11 protein-coding genes are annotated in these 15,279 nt (G+C 65.3%); all 11 read left to right on the forward strand.

From position 1 onward, the window contains the following. On the forward strand, window positions 1–608 hold a 608-nt coding region (gene tagH, locus BFQ00_RS16205), incomplete at its 5' end, for a type VI secretion system-associated FHA domain protein TagH (protein WP_139114998.1). Between the two features lie 56 nt (window positions 609–664). Next, window positions 665–1,174: a type VI secretion system lipoprotein TssJ gene (tssJ, locus tag BFQ00_RS16210; protein WP_065934110.1), complete on the forward strand. Its 510-nt coding sequence runs from the start codon at window positions 665–667 to the stop codon at window positions 1,172–1,174. 18 nt (window positions 1,175–1,192) lie between these two features. Beyond that, entirely contained in the window at window positions 1,193–2,527 is a 1,335-nt protein-coding gene (gene tssK / locus BFQ00_RS16215) for a type VI secretion system baseplate subunit TssK (protein ID WP_065934111.1), read from the forward strand. A 6-nt stretch (window positions 2,528–2,533) separates the two neighbouring features. After that, complete coding sequence (locus BFQ00_RS16220) at window positions 2,534–3,823, forward strand: DotU family type VI secretion system protein (RefSeq protein WP_065886925.1); 1,290 nt, start codon at window positions 2,534–2,536, stop codon at window positions 3,821–3,823. Further along, window positions 3,820–7,320, forward strand: a complete 3,501-nt coding sequence (gene tssM, locus BFQ00_RS16225) for a type VI secretion system membrane subunit TssM (RefSeq protein WP_065934112.1) — start codon at window positions 3,820–3,822, stop codon at window positions 7,318–7,320. The genes BFQ00_RS16220 and tssM overlap by 4 nt, the downstream gene beginning before the upstream one ends. Beyond that, the gene (tagF, locus tag BFQ00_RS16230; RefSeq protein WP_065934113.1) at window positions 7,317–7,970 is read left to right on the forward strand and encodes a type VI secretion system-associated protein TagF; all 654 of its coding nucleotides are present in this window, start codon (window positions 7,317–7,319) and stop codon (window positions 7,968–7,970) included. The genes tssM and tagF overlap by 4 nt, the downstream gene beginning before the upstream one ends. After that, window positions 7,971–8,690 carry a PP2C family protein-serine/threonine phosphatase gene (locus BFQ00_RS16235; protein ID WP_065893985.1) on the forward strand — a complete coding sequence of 240 codons (720 nt, stop codon included), beginning with the start codon at window positions 7,971–7,973 and terminating at the stop codon, window positions 8,688–8,690. Continuing rightward, window positions 8,687–11,677: a serine/threonine-protein kinase gene (locus tag BFQ00_RS16240; protein ID WP_065934114.1), complete on the forward strand. Its 2,991-nt coding sequence runs from the start codon at window positions 8,687–8,689 to the stop codon at window positions 11,675–11,677. Before BFQ00_RS16235 ends, BFQ00_RS16240 begins: the two co-directional genes overlap by 4 nt. Further along, window positions 11,677–12,381, forward strand: a complete 705-nt coding sequence (locus BFQ00_RS16245) for an ABC transporter ATP-binding protein (RefSeq protein WP_065934115.1) — start codon at window positions 11,677–11,679, stop codon at window positions 12,379–12,381. The genes BFQ00_RS16240 and BFQ00_RS16245 overlap by 1 nt, the downstream gene beginning before the upstream one ends. Continuing rightward, on the forward strand, window positions 12,381–13,565 hold the full coding sequence (locus tag BFQ00_RS16250) for an ABC transporter permease (protein WP_065934116.1): 1,185 nt from the start codon (window positions 12,381–12,383) through the stop codon (window positions 13,563–13,565). Before BFQ00_RS16245 ends, BFQ00_RS16250 begins: the two co-directional genes overlap by 1 nt. Continuing rightward, on the forward strand, window positions 13,558–15,270 hold the full coding sequence (locus BFQ00_RS16255; protein ID WP_065934117.1) for a formylglycine-generating enzyme family protein: 1,713 nt from the start codon (window positions 13,558–13,560) through the stop codon (window positions 15,268–15,270). The genes BFQ00_RS16250 and BFQ00_RS16255 overlap by 8 nt, the downstream gene beginning before the upstream one ends. Window positions 15,271–15,279: the final 9 nt, after the last annotated feature.

The following is a 15,279-nucleotide window of genomic DNA, read 5'->3' on the forward strand; positions in this document are numbered from 1 at the left end:
CCGCCGGTGACGCCCAGCCACACGCCGACCTCTTGCAAGCCTTCCTGCGCGGTGCCGGCCTCGATCAGTTGCGTCTGGATCGGGCCGATGCCTGCGCCCAGATGGAAAGTATCGGCCGCAGCTACCGACTGATGGTCGAAGGCCTGATCGACGTGTTGCGTGCCCGCACCAGCCTCAAGGGCGAATTTCGCATGCAGCAAACCATGATCCGCCCCGCCGAAAACAACCCGTTGAAATTCGCTCCGAATGCCGACGAAGCGTTACTGCTGCTGCTTCGTCACGGCAACCCGGCCTTCATGGCCCCGGACGCTGCCGTGCGTGACAGTTTCGACGATCTGCGCGCGCACCAACTGGCCGTGATGGCGGGTGTGGAAGCGGCGCTCAAGCACTTGCTGCTGCGCTTTGAACCGGCGCAATTGGAGGAACGCATGGGCAAGCCCGGTGGCCTCTCGAGTATTTTCAACGGCTCGCGCCAGGCCCAGTACTGGCAGCAATTCACCGAGCTCTACAGCAATATTTCCCGCGAGGCCCAGGAGGATTTCCAGGACCTGTTCGGCCGCGAATTCAGCCGGGCCTACGAAGCGCACAGTGCACGACAGCGACGCTGAACCGCGTCGCAGTAATGGATAAAACGGATAGCTAAACACGTCATTGAGGACGCAGGATGATTCCCAGGTTTTTACTTGCAGCCGCCACCGCGCTGCTGCTGACGGCGTGTGCCAAAGACGCGACCAAACCCGAAACCGCCGCCGAAGCTGAAGCGGACACGGCCGCCGTCGAGCTGCACTTTCACGCGATCGCCGGGCTCAACCCCGGTGCCAGCGGGCAGCCCGCGCCGGTGCGGGTGCGTATTTTCGAGCTGAAAAACGCCGCGACGTTCGCGCGCTCCGACTACTTCGCCCTGGCTGACCGTGCGCAATCCACCCTTGGCCTGGACCTGCTGGACCAGGACGAAGTGGTGATCCAGCCCGGCCAGCAACTGAGCATTCAGCGCGATCTTGACCCGGCCACCCGGCAGATCGGCCTGCTGGTGGGCTACCGCGAGCTGGACCGTGCGCAATGGCGCGCCGTTATCAACGTGCCGCCACGCCAATACAGCGAATATCAGATCAGCCTCGATGTGCGTGCCGTGCGCGCCGACGTCGTGGCTACCCCCTCCAGCCCAGCCCAATAACAAGCAATCGGAGCCCCCATGTCCTGGAACAATCGCGTGGTCTGGTCGGAAGGCATGTTCATCGGAACGCAGCACTTCCAGCAGCATGACCGTTACCTGGAAAACCTGATCGACGCCCGCAGCCGCCCTTTGTCCGCGGGTGCCTGGGGTTTTTCCGAGTTGCTGATCGACCAGGGCCTGCTCGCCCAGGGCAAGCTGGCAATCGTGTCGGCCCGTGGCCTGCTGCCTGACGGTACGCCGTTCAATATCCCCCAGGACGATCTGGCGCCGAGTCCGCTGAATATCGACGACAATTTGCGCGACGGCCTGGTGTACCTGGCCCTGCCGCTCAAGCGGGCCGGTGCGCGTGACACGGTGGAGGAAGGCGAGGCGTTGGAAGCCGCGCGTTATGTGAGCCAGGTGCGCGAAGTGCGCGACGACAACGCGCCCTTCGAAAACCGCGCGCCGGTGGCCGTGGGTTCCCGCGCCCTGCGCCTGCTGACCGCCCAGGACGGCATCAGCGACTACGCCGCCATCGGGCTGGTGCGCATCAAGGAAAAGCGCGCCGACCGCGCACTGGTGCTCGACGACACGTACATTCCGCCCGTGCTGGATGTAGCTGCGAGCAAACCGCTGACGGCCTTTCGCAGCGAACTGCTTGGCCTGCTGCACCAGCGTGGCGAAGCCCTGGCCGGCCGCGTGGTCGCGTCGGGTGCCGGTGGCGCATCGGAAATCGCCGACTTCATGCTGCTGCAACTGGTCAACCGCGCCCAGCCGCTGATCCAGCATGTGAGCCAGTTGAGTCCGTTGCACCCGGAGCGTTTCTTCAGTGAGCTGGTGAGCCTGGCCGGTGAGTTTTCGACATTCTCCACCTCTGGCCGCCGCCCCCAGGAATATCCGCAGTACCAGCACGACGACCTGGCCCTGAGCTTCACGCCGGTCATGGCCGCCCTGCGTGAGGCGCTGTCGATGCTGATCGACAGCAAGGCCACGCCGATTCCGATTGTGGAGAAAGCCTACGGTATCCATGTGGCGATGCTGGCGGACAAGACTCTGCTCGACAGCGCCAGTTTCGTCCTGGTGGTACGTGCCGACGTGCCCGGCGAAACCCTGCGCGCGCGCTTCGGCCAGCAGAGCAAAGTCGGCGCGGTGGAGCACATCCGCGACATGGTCAACCTGCAATTGCCGGGCATCGGCCTGCTGCCATTGCCGGTGGCGCCACGCCAATTGCCCTACCACGCGGGCAGCACCTATTACGAGCTGGACCGCGGCAGCGAGCACTGGCAGCAGTTGAGCAATTCCGGTGGTTTCGCCTTCCACATCGCCGGGCAGTTCCCGGGTTTGAACCTGGCCTTCTGGGCGATCCGAGGATAATCCGCGATGCATCCCAATGATGATGACCGCACTCAGTTCATGCCGCGCCCGGGCGGCCGAGCCCCCGAACCTGCGCGCGCGGAACCTGCACCCTTATCGATGCCGGCCGCGCCGATGCTCACCGGCAAAAGCCAGGGCCTCAACCCGCTGGAAAGTGCCGCCGGCCCCTTGCTGGCCTTGCTGACGCGGTTGCGCAACACCATCGCGCACCCGGCGCCGGCCAGTTTGCGCGCGCAATTGCTGGCCTATCTGCGCCAGTTCGAAGAGCGCGCCGAAGCCGCCGGCGTGGCACGCAACGAGGTGCTGCTGGCGCGTTACGCGCTGTGCACCGCCCTCGACGAAGCCGTGCTGAGTACGCCCTGGGGCAGTACCAGCGATTGGGGTAAACAGAGCTTGCTGATCACCGTGCACAACGAAGCCTGGGGCGGTGAAAAGGTCTTCCAACTGCTCGACCATTGCCTGCAAAGCCCACGGGAGCGCCTGTACCTGCTGGAGCTGCTGTACCTGTGCATGTGCCTGGGTTTTGAGGGCCGCTACCGCGTGATGAACGACGGGCGCAGTCAATTGGAAGCCTTGCGCGAGCGCACTGCCGCCGCGATTCGCAGTGCCCGTGGCGAACACGAGCGTGAGCTGTCGCCGCACTGGCGCGGCGTGACCGTGGCGCGGGATCGCCTGGCGCAATTCATGCCGCCGTGGATCGCCGTGGCGATCGGCCTGGCGCTGCTGCTGGCGTTGCTGTTTGGCCTGCGCATGAAACTGGCCTCGGATGCGGAGCCGGTGTTCAAGAATATCCATGCCCTGGGCGAGATTCCGGTGCAGGCCATCGACCGTCCGGTGGCGCAACCGAAAGTGATCGAGCGGCCGCGCCTGGCCGGTTTTCTGGCTGAAGACATCAAGGCCGGCCGCGTTGCAGTCGAGGACAAAGTCGATCGTTCCGTGGTGACGATTCGCGGTGATGAACTGTTTGCCTCGGCCAGTTCCAGCATTGTCGACGACTACCAGCCGCTGATGCTGCGTATCGCTGACGCCATCCGCAAGGTCAAGGGCCAGGTGCGCGTCACCGGTCACAGCGACAACCGTCCGATTGCGACGTTGCGCTTTCCGTCGAACTGGGCGCTGTCCGAAGCGCGGGCCAAGTCGGTGCTGGAGATTCTGGCGGCCAAGACCGGCCAAGGTGACCGCTTCAGCGCCGAAGGCCGCAGCGACACCGAGCCGTTGGCGACCAACAGTACTGCCGAAGGCCGTGCCCGCAATCGCCGGGTTGAAATCACCGTATTGGCGGAGGGCGTCGAGTGAAGGCGTTTTTCAGTTTCATGATTCGCTGGGTGATCCCCGTACTGGGGTTGATCGCCCTGGGCCTGATCATCTGGTTTGTCGGGCCGTTGCTCGACGTATTGGTGCCCGAGGGACGCCGCTGGGCGCTGATCATCCTGGTGTTCGCGCTGTGGATTGCCTACCGCGTGTTGCGCATCATCCAGGCCCGCCGCCAGGCCGCCGAAGTGATGCGCAGCCTGGCCGCCGAAACCCCGGCCGACCCCAACAGCGTGGCCACCGCCGAAGAGCTCTCGACCCTGCGCCAGCGCATGGACGAAGCCCTGACGCTGCTCAAGAAAGCCAAGCTCGGCGGCGACGAACGCCGCAATCTGTATGAGCTGCCGTGGTACGTGATCATCGGCCCGCCGGGTTCGGGCAAGACCACCGCACTGGTCAATTCCGGGCTGCACTTCCCGCTGGCGGCGCAACTGGGCGCCGGTGCGGTGCGCGGCGTCGGCGGCACGCGCAACTGCGACTGGTGGTTTACCGACCAGGCCGTGCTGCTCGACACCGCCGGGCGCTACACCACCCAGGACAGCAACTCCACAGTGGATAAAGCCGCGTGGCTGGGCTTTCTCGACCTGCTGAAAAAACAGCGCTCGCGTCGACCCATCGACGGCGCCTTCATCGCCATCAGCCTGTCGGACTTGCTGCTGGGTACAGACGCCGAGCGCGCCGCCCATGCCGCTGCGATTCGCCTGCGCATCCAGGAGCTGTATACCCAACTGGGCGTGCGTTTCCCGATCTACCTGATGCTGACCAAGCTCGACCTGGTGCCGGGTTTCATGGAGTTCTTCGACAACCTGAGCAAGGAAGAGCGCGCCCAGGTGTGGGGCATGACCTTTGCCCTGGACGACGGCAAGCACAGCGACAGCCCGTTGGTGCACCTGCAAAGCGAATTCGCCGGTCTGGAACATCGCCTCAACGAACGACTGGTCGAACGCCTGCAACAGGAGCGCGACCCGGCGCGGCGCGACCTGATCTACGGTTTTCCGCAGCAATTCGGCGCACTGAAGGACTGCCTGCAGAGTTTCCTCGAGGGCGTATTCAAACCCAATGCCTTTGAAGAGCGCGTGCTGCTGCGCGGCGTGTACTTCACCAGCGGCACCCAGGAAGGCAGCCCGATTGACCGGCTGATCGGCACCATGGCCCAGAGCATGAACCTGGACCGCCAGCACCTGGCGCGCCAGAGCGGCACCGGGCGCAGTTACTTCATCGAAAAACTCTTCACCGCCGTGGCGTTTGCCGAACGAGGCCTGGTCGGGGTGAACCCGAAAGTCGAGCGTCGCCGCAAGTGGCTCGCCCGGGGTGTCCTCGCGGCGACGGTGGCCTTGGTGGTGGTGGTCAGCAGCCTGTGGTGGGTGAGTTATCGCGCCAACCAGGCGTATATCGCCCAGGTCGATCAGAAGGTCGCACCCCTGGGCCAGACCGTGCAGAACCTGAGCCCGGCGCAACGTGACGTAGTGGCCGTGCTGCCCTTGCTCAACGCGGTCAAGCACCTGGCCGGGGATTCGCCCAGCTGGTCCGAAGGGCTGGGGCTGTACCAGGGCAACATGCTCGAAGCCGAATCTGCAAGCGTCTATCGCAAGTTGCTGATCGCGGTCTTCGCGCCGCGCCTGGTCACGCGCATCGAAGAGCAACTGCACGGCGGCGGCAACTCGGACTTCCTCTACGAAGGCCTCAAGGCCTACCTGATGCTGGCCGACAATGAGCATTACGACCCGGACTTCATCAAGGCCTGGATCGCCCTCGACTGGGACCGCAACCTGCCACGCGACCTGCCGGCCGATCAGCGCCAGGCCTTGACCGAGCACTTGCAGGCACTGTTTGACCGTCATCCACCGAATGCGCGTCTTGACCCACGCCTGATCGACGACCTGCGCCGCCAACTGCAACAACTGCCGGTGGCCCAGCGTGTCTACGACCGGGTCAAGCGCCAGAAACTGCCTGAAGGGGTACCGGACTTTCGCCTCAACGAAGCGGCCGGCCGTGATGCCGCGCTGGTGTTCAGCCGCAAGAGCGGCAAGCCGTTGGGCGAGCCGTTGAGCGGGTTTTTCACCGCCAAGGGCTATCGCCAGGCGTTCTTGCTGAGCAGCCTGAACCAGACCGGCACCCTGGCTGAAGAGCAGTGGGTACTGGGCCAGGCACAGGCCGACCAGCAGAACGTGGTGAGCCTGGCCGCCGATGTGCGCCGCCTGTATTTCCAGGACTATCAGCGCCAGTGGGACGCGTTGCTCGCCGACATCGACTTTGTGCCGATCACCAGCGTGGCCCAGGCGGCCGATGTGCTGCGGGTGATTTCCGGCCCCACTTCGCCATTGAAGAAACTGTTGGTGGCAGTGGCCAGGGAAACCGACCTGCAGGCCGAAGAACGCCAGTTGGCCGCCAAGGGCGTGCCGGTGGAGGGCGGCGTCGACAAGCTCAAGGAGCGTCTGGGCAGCCTGCTGGGCCAGGAGCAACCGAGCGCCAACGCGCCCGCAGCGGCGGATGATCCGGTCACCGCGCACTTTGCCGAACTCAACAGTATCGTCAGTAAAAACGAGGGCGAGCCGGCGGCTATCGACGGACTGCTGGCGGATATGAATGCGCTGTATGTGCAGGTCAGTGCAATGGTCGGTGCCAGCGGCGATGCGTTGCTTGGCGAAGCGAAGAACCAGGCGGCGGCTGCGGCCACGCGGGTCAGCCTGAATGCCGAGCGCCAACCGCCGCTGGTGCAGGGCATGGTCAAGTCGGTGGTCAATTCCACCACCAACAGCATGATGGGCGGGGTGCGTAACCAGCTGAACGCGGCCTGGGCCAGCGAAGTGGTCAACGTGTATCGCCAGTCCCTGGCCGGGCGCTACCCGATGTCGCCCGGCAGTGCGCGGGACGCGACCCTGGATGACTTCGGCCAGTTCTTCGGCGTCGGCGGGGTGATGGATAACTACTTCCGCAAGTACCTGCAGCCCTATGTGGACACCTCGGCGCAGACCTGGCGCTGGCAGCCGGGCGCGGCGCAGAAGCTCGGTATCGCGCCGGGCGTGCTGCAAACCTTCCAGCGCGCGGCGGCTATTCGTGATGCGTTCTTCAGGTCCGGGGGCACGCAACCTGTGGTGCGCTTCGAACTCAAGCCGGTGTCGATGGACCCGACCATCACCCAATTCCTGCTGGACCTCGACGGCCAGCAACTGAGCTACGACCACGGCCCGAGCCGCGCGGTGGCGATGCAATGGCCGAACCCCGGCAGCATTGGCGTGGTGCGTATTTCCATCATGCCGCCGTCGGCCAGCGGGCGTTCCGGTGTGACGCTGGACGGCCCGTGGGCCTGGTTCCGCCTGCTGGAGCAATCGGACCTCACCCCCGGCAACTCGCCGGACCGTTTCAACCTGCGCCTGCGCGTCGACGGCGCGAGCATCGCTTACGAGTTGCGCGCCAACAGCGCCTTCAACCCGTTCAAGAGCCGCGTGCTCAGCGGCTTCAGCCTGCCGGAGCGGCTATGACGACGCTGGGTTTCTACGGCAAGTTGGCCAGTCGCGGTGACTTTGTCAGCCGCGCCTTGCCCCAGAGTTTTATCGGCCCCTGGGACAGCTGGCTGGCGGCGGGGCTGCTCGCCAGCCAGAACAGCCTGGGCGGTGACTGGCTCAACGCTTACCTGGTCAGCCCGCTGTGGCGCTTTGTATTGGCGCCCGGGGTGTGCGGACCGGATGCGGCGGCAGGTGTGGTGATGCCGAGTATCGACCGGGTCGGGCGGTATTTCCCGCTGGCCGTGGTGGTGTTGCTCGACCACGACACCAACCCCGCGTCTCTGGTCGGCGGGCCGGATGCCTGGTTTGAGCAGGCCGAAGAGCTGTTGCTCAGCACCCTGGACAGTGGCGCTACCTTCGAAAACTTCAACGCCGGCCTCGACGCCCTGGGCGTTCCGGCGAGTGAGCCGCGTGCGGTCGACAGCCGTTTCGCCGGCCTGCAGCGCGTGGTCGCCACCGTGCCCCACGGGCGCATGACCGCGCTGGCCGAACAAGCCTGCGAAGGTGCCAGCCTGTGGTGGGGACGCGGTTCGCAGCGTATTTCTCCCGGTTTATTACGGTGTCAGGGCTTGCCTGCCGCCAGCGATTTTGCGCAGTTTCTGCTCGGACAAGAAGGTGTGGTGTAGATGGGGGCGACTTACAAATCCGCGAGCAAAAGCCATGTGGGCATGGTCCGCCAGGTCAACGAAGATGCGTGCCTGGAGCTGCCGGAGAACCGCCTGTGGGTGGTGGCCGATGGCATGGGCGGGCACGCAGCGGGGGATTACGTCAGCAGCCTGATCGTCGACAGCCTGCGCGCTGTCCCGGTGGGGCGCTCCCTTGACGAATACGCGGCCGCCTTGCGCAACGACCTGATCCGCATCAATGCGGCGGTACGTGAAGAAACCGCCAACCGTGGCGTGACCATGATGGGCAGCACCGTAGTGGTGCTGGCCGCGCGCGGCTTGCGCGGAGTGTGCCTGTGGGCCGGCGACAGTCGCCTGTATCGCCTGCGCGACGGTGAGCTGGAAAGCCTCTCGCGCGACCACAGCTACGTGCAGGACCTGCAAGACAGCGGCCTGCTCAGCGAAGCGGATGCCCGCGTGCACCCACGGGCCAATATCGTCACCCGCGCGGTGGGCGTGGAAGCGCAACTGGACGTGGCGTCGGTGGAGCTGTTGATCGCCCCCGGCGACAGCTACCTGCTGTGCAGCGACGGCCTGACCAAGACCGTCGAGGATCATGAGATTGGCGAAGTGCTCGGCCACGACGCACCGGATGAAATCGTGCGCAGCCTGGTGCACCTGGGGCTCAATCGCGGCGCGCCGGACAACATCACCACGATCGTTGTGAAGGTCTCCTCATGAAGATCGAGATCCCGGGCTATGTCATCGAAGGCGAGATCGGCGAAGGCGCCATGGCCAACGTCTACCTGGCGACCCAGCGCTCGCTGGAACGCAAGGTGGCGTTGAAGGTGATGGCGGCGGCCCTGGCGGCCGACCCGACGTTCTGCGAACGCTTCCTGCGCGAGGGCAAGACCCTGGCGCGCCTGTCGCACCCGCACACGGTGACCATCCATGACATCGGCAATGTCGGCGAGCTGTATTACATGGCCATGGAGTACCTGCCCAACGGTACGCTCAAAGAGCGCATTGCCGCCGGGCTGACCCCGGAGCAGGGCGTGACGCTGATCCGCCAGATTGCCTCGGCGCTCGGTTATGCCCATGACCAGGGGCTGGTGCACCGCGATGTGAAACCGGCGAACATCCTGTTCCGCGCCGATGGCACGGCGGTGTTGTCGGACTTCGGTATCGCCAAGTCCCTGGACGACCGCACCCAGTTCACCCAGGCCGGCTTCGCCGTGGGCACGCCGAGCTACATGAGCCCGGAACAGGCACGCGGCCAGGAGATCGATGGTCGCGCCGACCTGTATGCGCTGGGCGTGGTGCTGTACGAGATTCTGGTCGGCGAGCTGCCTTACCGTGGAACCGATGCGCTTTCGACGGCGCTCGCGCACCTGACTGAGCCGTTGCCGGAATTGCCGGTGCACCACGGCCGTTACCAGGAGGTGCTGCGCAAGTTGTTGGCCAAGGACCCGGCGGAGCGTTATCCGGATGCCGACGCATTACTGCGGGCCCTGGACAACCTGCCGGCGGACTCGTCGGAGGCCACCTTGGTACGGCCGCTGCCGATCCCGCTGAGTTTTGACTTGGCGGGCATCACGCCTGTCACCGTCGACATACCCACTGACAAACCGCAGCCGCAGCCGATAGTGCGCCAACCGGTCGTGACGCCAACGCAGCACAACGCCCCGTCCGAACAGCGCCGTGGGCCAGTGTTGGCATTGGCCGCCGTGGCGGTTGCGGTGGCAATGGCCATCGGTGGTGCCAGCTATTGGTGGTTGAGCGGCGCCGACGAACCGGTCAAGCCGCCCGCTGCCGTGGTGCCTGACAAGGTGCCTGAAGCGGTGCCGGCAGCGGCCGTCGCGGTGGCCGATGGCGGCCAGCGTCCGCTGCTGATGGCGGGCAAGAAAACCCTGTTCCAGCGCGTGCTCAGCAAGCCCGGCGCCAAGCTTTCCAACGAGGCGGGCAGCGCGCCGGGCAAAGCCTTGCCAGCGTTTTCGGTGCTTTATGTGTACCAGCGCAAGGATATCGACGGCAGCCCTTGGGTACGTATCGGCGCCGCCACCGACGGGCGCAGCGACGGTTGGCTGCCGGCCGCCCAGGTCAGCGACTGGAAACAAAGCCTGGTATTGAAATTCACCGAACGCTCGGGGCGCGCGCCAGTGATGTTCCTGCGCCAGTCCGGCGAGGTGGAAAAACTGCTGGCCGATCCGGCTGCGGCGAAAAGCGCGTTGGCCAGGGCGCAGAACAACCGCGAGGACAACCAGCAAGTCCTGGCCCTGGAACCCACCGCCAGCGCGGTGCCGCAAAACCAGTTCTACCTGTTGCCGATTTTTGATTCCAGAGAGAGCTTCGACGAAAACGGCCAGCCGGTGCAGCTGCTCAACGTGGCGTCCATCGACCCTGGCAGCAGCGCAGTCGCCAAGCCTTCGACGCCCGCAATCAGTGCCCATGCCGACGCCTTCCGTACCGCCGTGGTGCTGGTGGTCGACACCACCGTGTCGATGCAGCCGTATATCGACCAGGTGCGCGATGTGGTCCACGAACTGCAAACGCGCATCGCCGAGCGCGGCGAGTTGGACAGCGTCAGCTTCGGCCTGGTCGGCTTTCGCAACAGCATCAAGAAAACCCCCGGCCTGGAATACGTGGCCAAAAGCCTGATCACGCTTGATCAGGGCCGTGATCCGCAGCGTTTCCTCGACCTGGCGCGGCAGGTCAAGGCCTCGACAGTGTCCAGCCACTCGTTCAACGAAGACGCGTTTGCCGGGGTGATGCAGGCGGTGGACGGCATGGACTGGTCCGGCTACGGCGGGCGCATCATCCTGCTGGTCTCCGATGCCGGCGCGCTGCGCAAGAACGACCCGTTCGCGGCCACCCAGATGAACGAAGCCGAAGTGCGCCAGGCGGCGCTGGGCAAGCAGATCAAGATCTACGCGCTGCATCTGCGCACCGATGCGGGCAAGAAAACCCATGCCGGCGCCGAAAGCCAGTATCGCGTGCTGACCGCCGACGCCAACCCGCAGATCGGCGACCTGTACACCCCCGTGCCGGGCGGTGATGTGCGCAAGCTGGGCGAGCGCGTCGATGAGATCGGCACGGTGTTCGCCAACCTTGTGCATCAGGTGCGCAGCAACACGCCGCAGCCGGTGCCGTTACTCAGTGCCGCGCCGAGCCTGGCGGACAAATCCGCAGCCGTCGGTTATGCCATGCACATGGACTTCCTCGGCCGCAAGACCGCCAGCCAGGCGCCGCAACTGGTCAGCGCCTGGACCGCCGACCGCGACCTGACCAACCCGGCGCTGCCGGCGTTCCAGGTGTGCGTGATGCTGACCAAGCTGCAACTCAACGACCTGCAACAGTCGCTGAAGTTGATCGTCGATGCGGCGCGCAAGACCCAAAGCTCGCCCAAGGACTTCTTCCAGGAAATCGCCAGCGCCTCGGCCTACATGAGCCGTGACCCGCAAGCCCTGCGCAAGGGCGGCAACCTGGCCGACGGCGGCCTGTTGGGCGAGTACCTGGAGGGGCTGCCGTACCGCAGCAAATCGCTGAACATGACCCAGGACCTGTGGTTGTCGTTGAGCGTGGCCGAGCAGGAGGATTTTATCGACGAGCTGGATTCGAAAATCCGTCTCTACGAGACCTTCCACAACGACCTGGCCAACTGGGTGCGGTTCGGCGATGCCGAGCCGGGCGATGCGTTGTACCGCGTGCCGTTGTCGACGCTGCCGTGATGCTGAGCCTGAACGCGGTGCACAAGAGCCGGGGCGTCGGCAGCCAGCGCTACAGCCTGATAATTCCGGCGCTGCACCTGCGCGCGGGTGAGCAACTGGCGATTGTCGGGCCCAGCGGCTGCGGCAAGAGCACCTTGCTGGACATGCTGGCGCTGGTGCTGGCGCCGGACCGGATCGGGCAGTTCGAATTCAACCAAGTCGACATTGATGGGTTGTGGCGCGCCGACCGGCAAACCGACCTGGCCCAGTTGCGCAGCCGGCATCTGGGCTATGTGCTGCAAACCGGCGGGCTGCTGGCGTTTCTCGATGTGCGCGGCAATATTGGCTTGCCCCGGCAGTTGCTGGGTTTGAAGGACGACGGCAGCGTGGCGCGCCTGGCCGAGCAATTGCAAATCAGCGATCAACTGCACAAGCGTCCGGCGGCGCTGTCGGTGGGCCAGCGCCAACGCGTGAGCTGCGCCCGCGCCCTGGCCCATGCACCGCAACTGGTGTTGGCCGACGAGCCGACGGCGTCCCTGGACCCGCTCAATGCCGAGCGCGTGATGCAAGCCCTGCTGGCCCAGGCCCGTGAACACCGCGCCGCCTGTGTGATCGCCACCCATGATGAACCCCTGGCCCGCGCCAGCGGCTTGCAGGTGCGCCGCATCGGTTGCCGTCGCGATGCCGATGGCGGTGTCACCGCGACGCTCGGGGAGGCCTGCTGATGCGCATCGGCCTGGTGGCGTCCCTTGCCTGGCAGGACTACCGCAACGATGCGTGGCTGTCGGCCTGTTCGGTGCTGGCGCTGGTGGCGGTCATCGCGCCGTTGCTGGTGTTATTTGGCCTGAAATTTGGACTGGTTGGCAGTTTGACCCAACGCCTGGAGACCGACCCCGCGACCCGTGAAATTATTCCGTTGGGCGGCGGTCGATTCAGCAGCGCTTTCGTCGAGCAGCTAAGCCAGCGCAACGATGTAGCGTTTGCCATAGCGCGTACGCGGCAGATTGCGGCGACCGCGCAAGTGGGTGCCCTGGTTTTGGAAATGCTGCCGACCGCGCCGGGTGACCCGCTGCTGGCCGGCTTGCCGATCCCTGAGGGCCTGGACCAGATCGTGCTCAGTCATACCGCCGCCGAGAAGCTCGCGGCGCGGCCCGGCGACTGGCTGGAGACGCGCTTTGCGCGGCAACTGGCGGGGCGCGTCGAGACCCAGCGGACGCGGGTGCAGGTGCGCGCGGTATTGCCGTTGGAGGCCTTTGCCCGTGACGGGCTGTTTGCGGACCTGGCGTTGCTGGAGGCTGTGGAAGATTATCGCGATGGTCGCGCCGTGCAGGCGTTGGGGTGGGAGGGTGACGCCGTGGTGGTGGGTGAGCAGCGGGTGTACCCGGCGTTTCGCTTGTATGCGCGCGGACTCACTGACGTGGAGCCGCTGCGCCTGTATTTCGCCGGGCAGCATCTGCTGGTGTCGACCCAGGCGCAGACCATCGCCCAGGTGCAGTCGTTGAGTCGCAACCTGTCGGTGGTCTTCTGGATCATCTGCGGGTTGGCTTTGGCCGGTGCGTTTGCGGCGACCTTCGCCGGCGCGTTGGCGGCGGTGGCGCGCAAGCGTCGGGAGTTGTCAGTGTTGCGCCTGTTGGGGTTTTCCACGGCCGCGCTGTTGCTGTTCGTGGTGCTGCAGGCGCTCTACAGCGCCAGTGTTGCCGCGCTGCTCAGTGCCGGGCTGTATGGCCTGGCCGAGGCGGGTTTGAACCGATTATTCGTGCAGGTGCCGGGCGAATACGCCAGTCATCTGTTGGCGCGTCACTACGGCCTGGCCCTGGCTGCCGCGCTCGGCGTCAGCGCCGTGGCGGCGGCCTGTGGGGGTTGGCGAGTGGCGCGTATCCAGGCTTCTGAAGGAATCAGAGATGTTTAAGTTACTGGGCGCCTGTGTGGCGCTGAGCCTGGCCTCGCTGGCCTGGGCCGATGAGGCAAGCGACAAGCTCGACAACCCCAAGCCGTTGCCGGACGACGTGAGCCTGCCGCTGCCGTGCGAAGGCCAGATGGTGTTTCGCTACGCCTATGTGTTGGCCCAGGGCACCCTGGACGACCGCGAGGTCAGCCTCGGCTATCCCTTTGCCGAAGGCGAGGCGGGCTACCAGCAGTCGTTTATTTCCGGTTACCGGCGCGACTTCATCAACGGCCAGTTCACCCTCAAGGATCTGCCCAAGGACTGGAACAAGGTCATCGCGCCGCTGATGCCGAAAACCGACGCCAAGACTCCCCTCAAGCCGATGCTGTATTTCATCGGCAAGTACGAAGTGACGGCCCGCCAGTACGCCCAGGTGATGTCCCAGGCTCAGTCCCTGGCCAGCGGCGAGCCGGCCCCGGCCTGCGATGCGCCTGAGGGCATGGCCGGGCGTTTGCCCAAAGTGAAATTGTCGCGTTTCGAGGCCGAGCGTTTCTCGGCGGTGTACAGCGCCTGGCTGATGAAATACCACCGCGAGTTGCTGCCGGTGAGCGGTCGCGGTGACTCGGCCGACGACGGCGGCCTGGGCTTTGTGCGCCTGCCCACCGAAGTGGAATGGGAGTTCGCCGCGCGCGGTGGCCAGGCGGTGAGTCGCCAGGACTTGGAAGGGCGCCTGTTTCCACGCCGCGTCGAGGGCAGCGAAAGCGACGGGCCACTGGGCGATTACGCCGTGTTCAACCAGGTCGCCGGTGGCACCGGGCAGGCCGCACGGCTGATGCCCATCGGCACCAAATTGCCCAACCCGATCGGTATGTTCGACGTGATCGGCAACGCTGCGGAAATGGTCCAGGAATCCTTCCAGCTGGTGCACGCCGGGCGCCGCCAGGGCACCTATGGCGGCTTCGTGGTCAAGGGCGGCAATTACCTGGAGGGTGAAGGCACGTTGTTCACCGGCATGCGTCGCGAGTACCCGCTGTTTGCCGCCGACGGCACCGAGCAAAGCAACGAGACCACCGGGTTTCGCGTGGCGATTGGCGCGCTGTCGGCGCCGCGCTCGCGCTACAAGGAACTGTTCGCCCAGTGGCAGAAAGAAGGTCGCCTCGCCTCGCTGACCGACGCCATCGACGACGCCCAGGACCCGACCAAGCGCCTGGACAGCATCATCGCCGCCAGCGTCGATCCCAAGCTGCAAGCCGAACTGGGACTGGTCAACGAAGAACTCAAGCGCAACGTTTCGCTGATCGCCCAGCAGCGCGAAGAGGCGGCGGGCAACCTGATCCAGTCCGCTGCCTTGGTGGCCGAGACCATCAGCAACTACAACATCCGCCTGGCCAACCTGCAGAAAAGTCGCCAGCAGGCTGTGGATAACAAGGACACGGCCAGCGCGCAGTTATTCGACATGGCCATTGCCAATGGGCGCAGCGCGCTGGATGGCGCAGTGGCGATTTATATCGACAACCTGGCCACCGGCACGCGCTACACCGATGCGGTGATCCAGGCCCAGTTTCAACGGATCAAGGAAGAGTTGGATCGCAAGCCGGTGCTCGGCAAGAGCCTGGTGACGCGCGCAACACTGTTCGTTCGCCATGTCGGCAACTACCGCAAGCAACAGCGGGCCGACCCGGCAACGATCTTGAAGGAATTGCTCGCAGCAAGCGGTCAGCGGTCTTGATCGTTGGCT

Source organism: Pseudomonas sp. 28 E 9, assembly GCF_900004785.1.
Classification (GTDB): Bacteria; Pseudomonadota; Gammaproteobacteria; order Pseudomonadales; family Pseudomonadaceae; genus Aquipseudomonas; species Aquipseudomonas orientalis_A.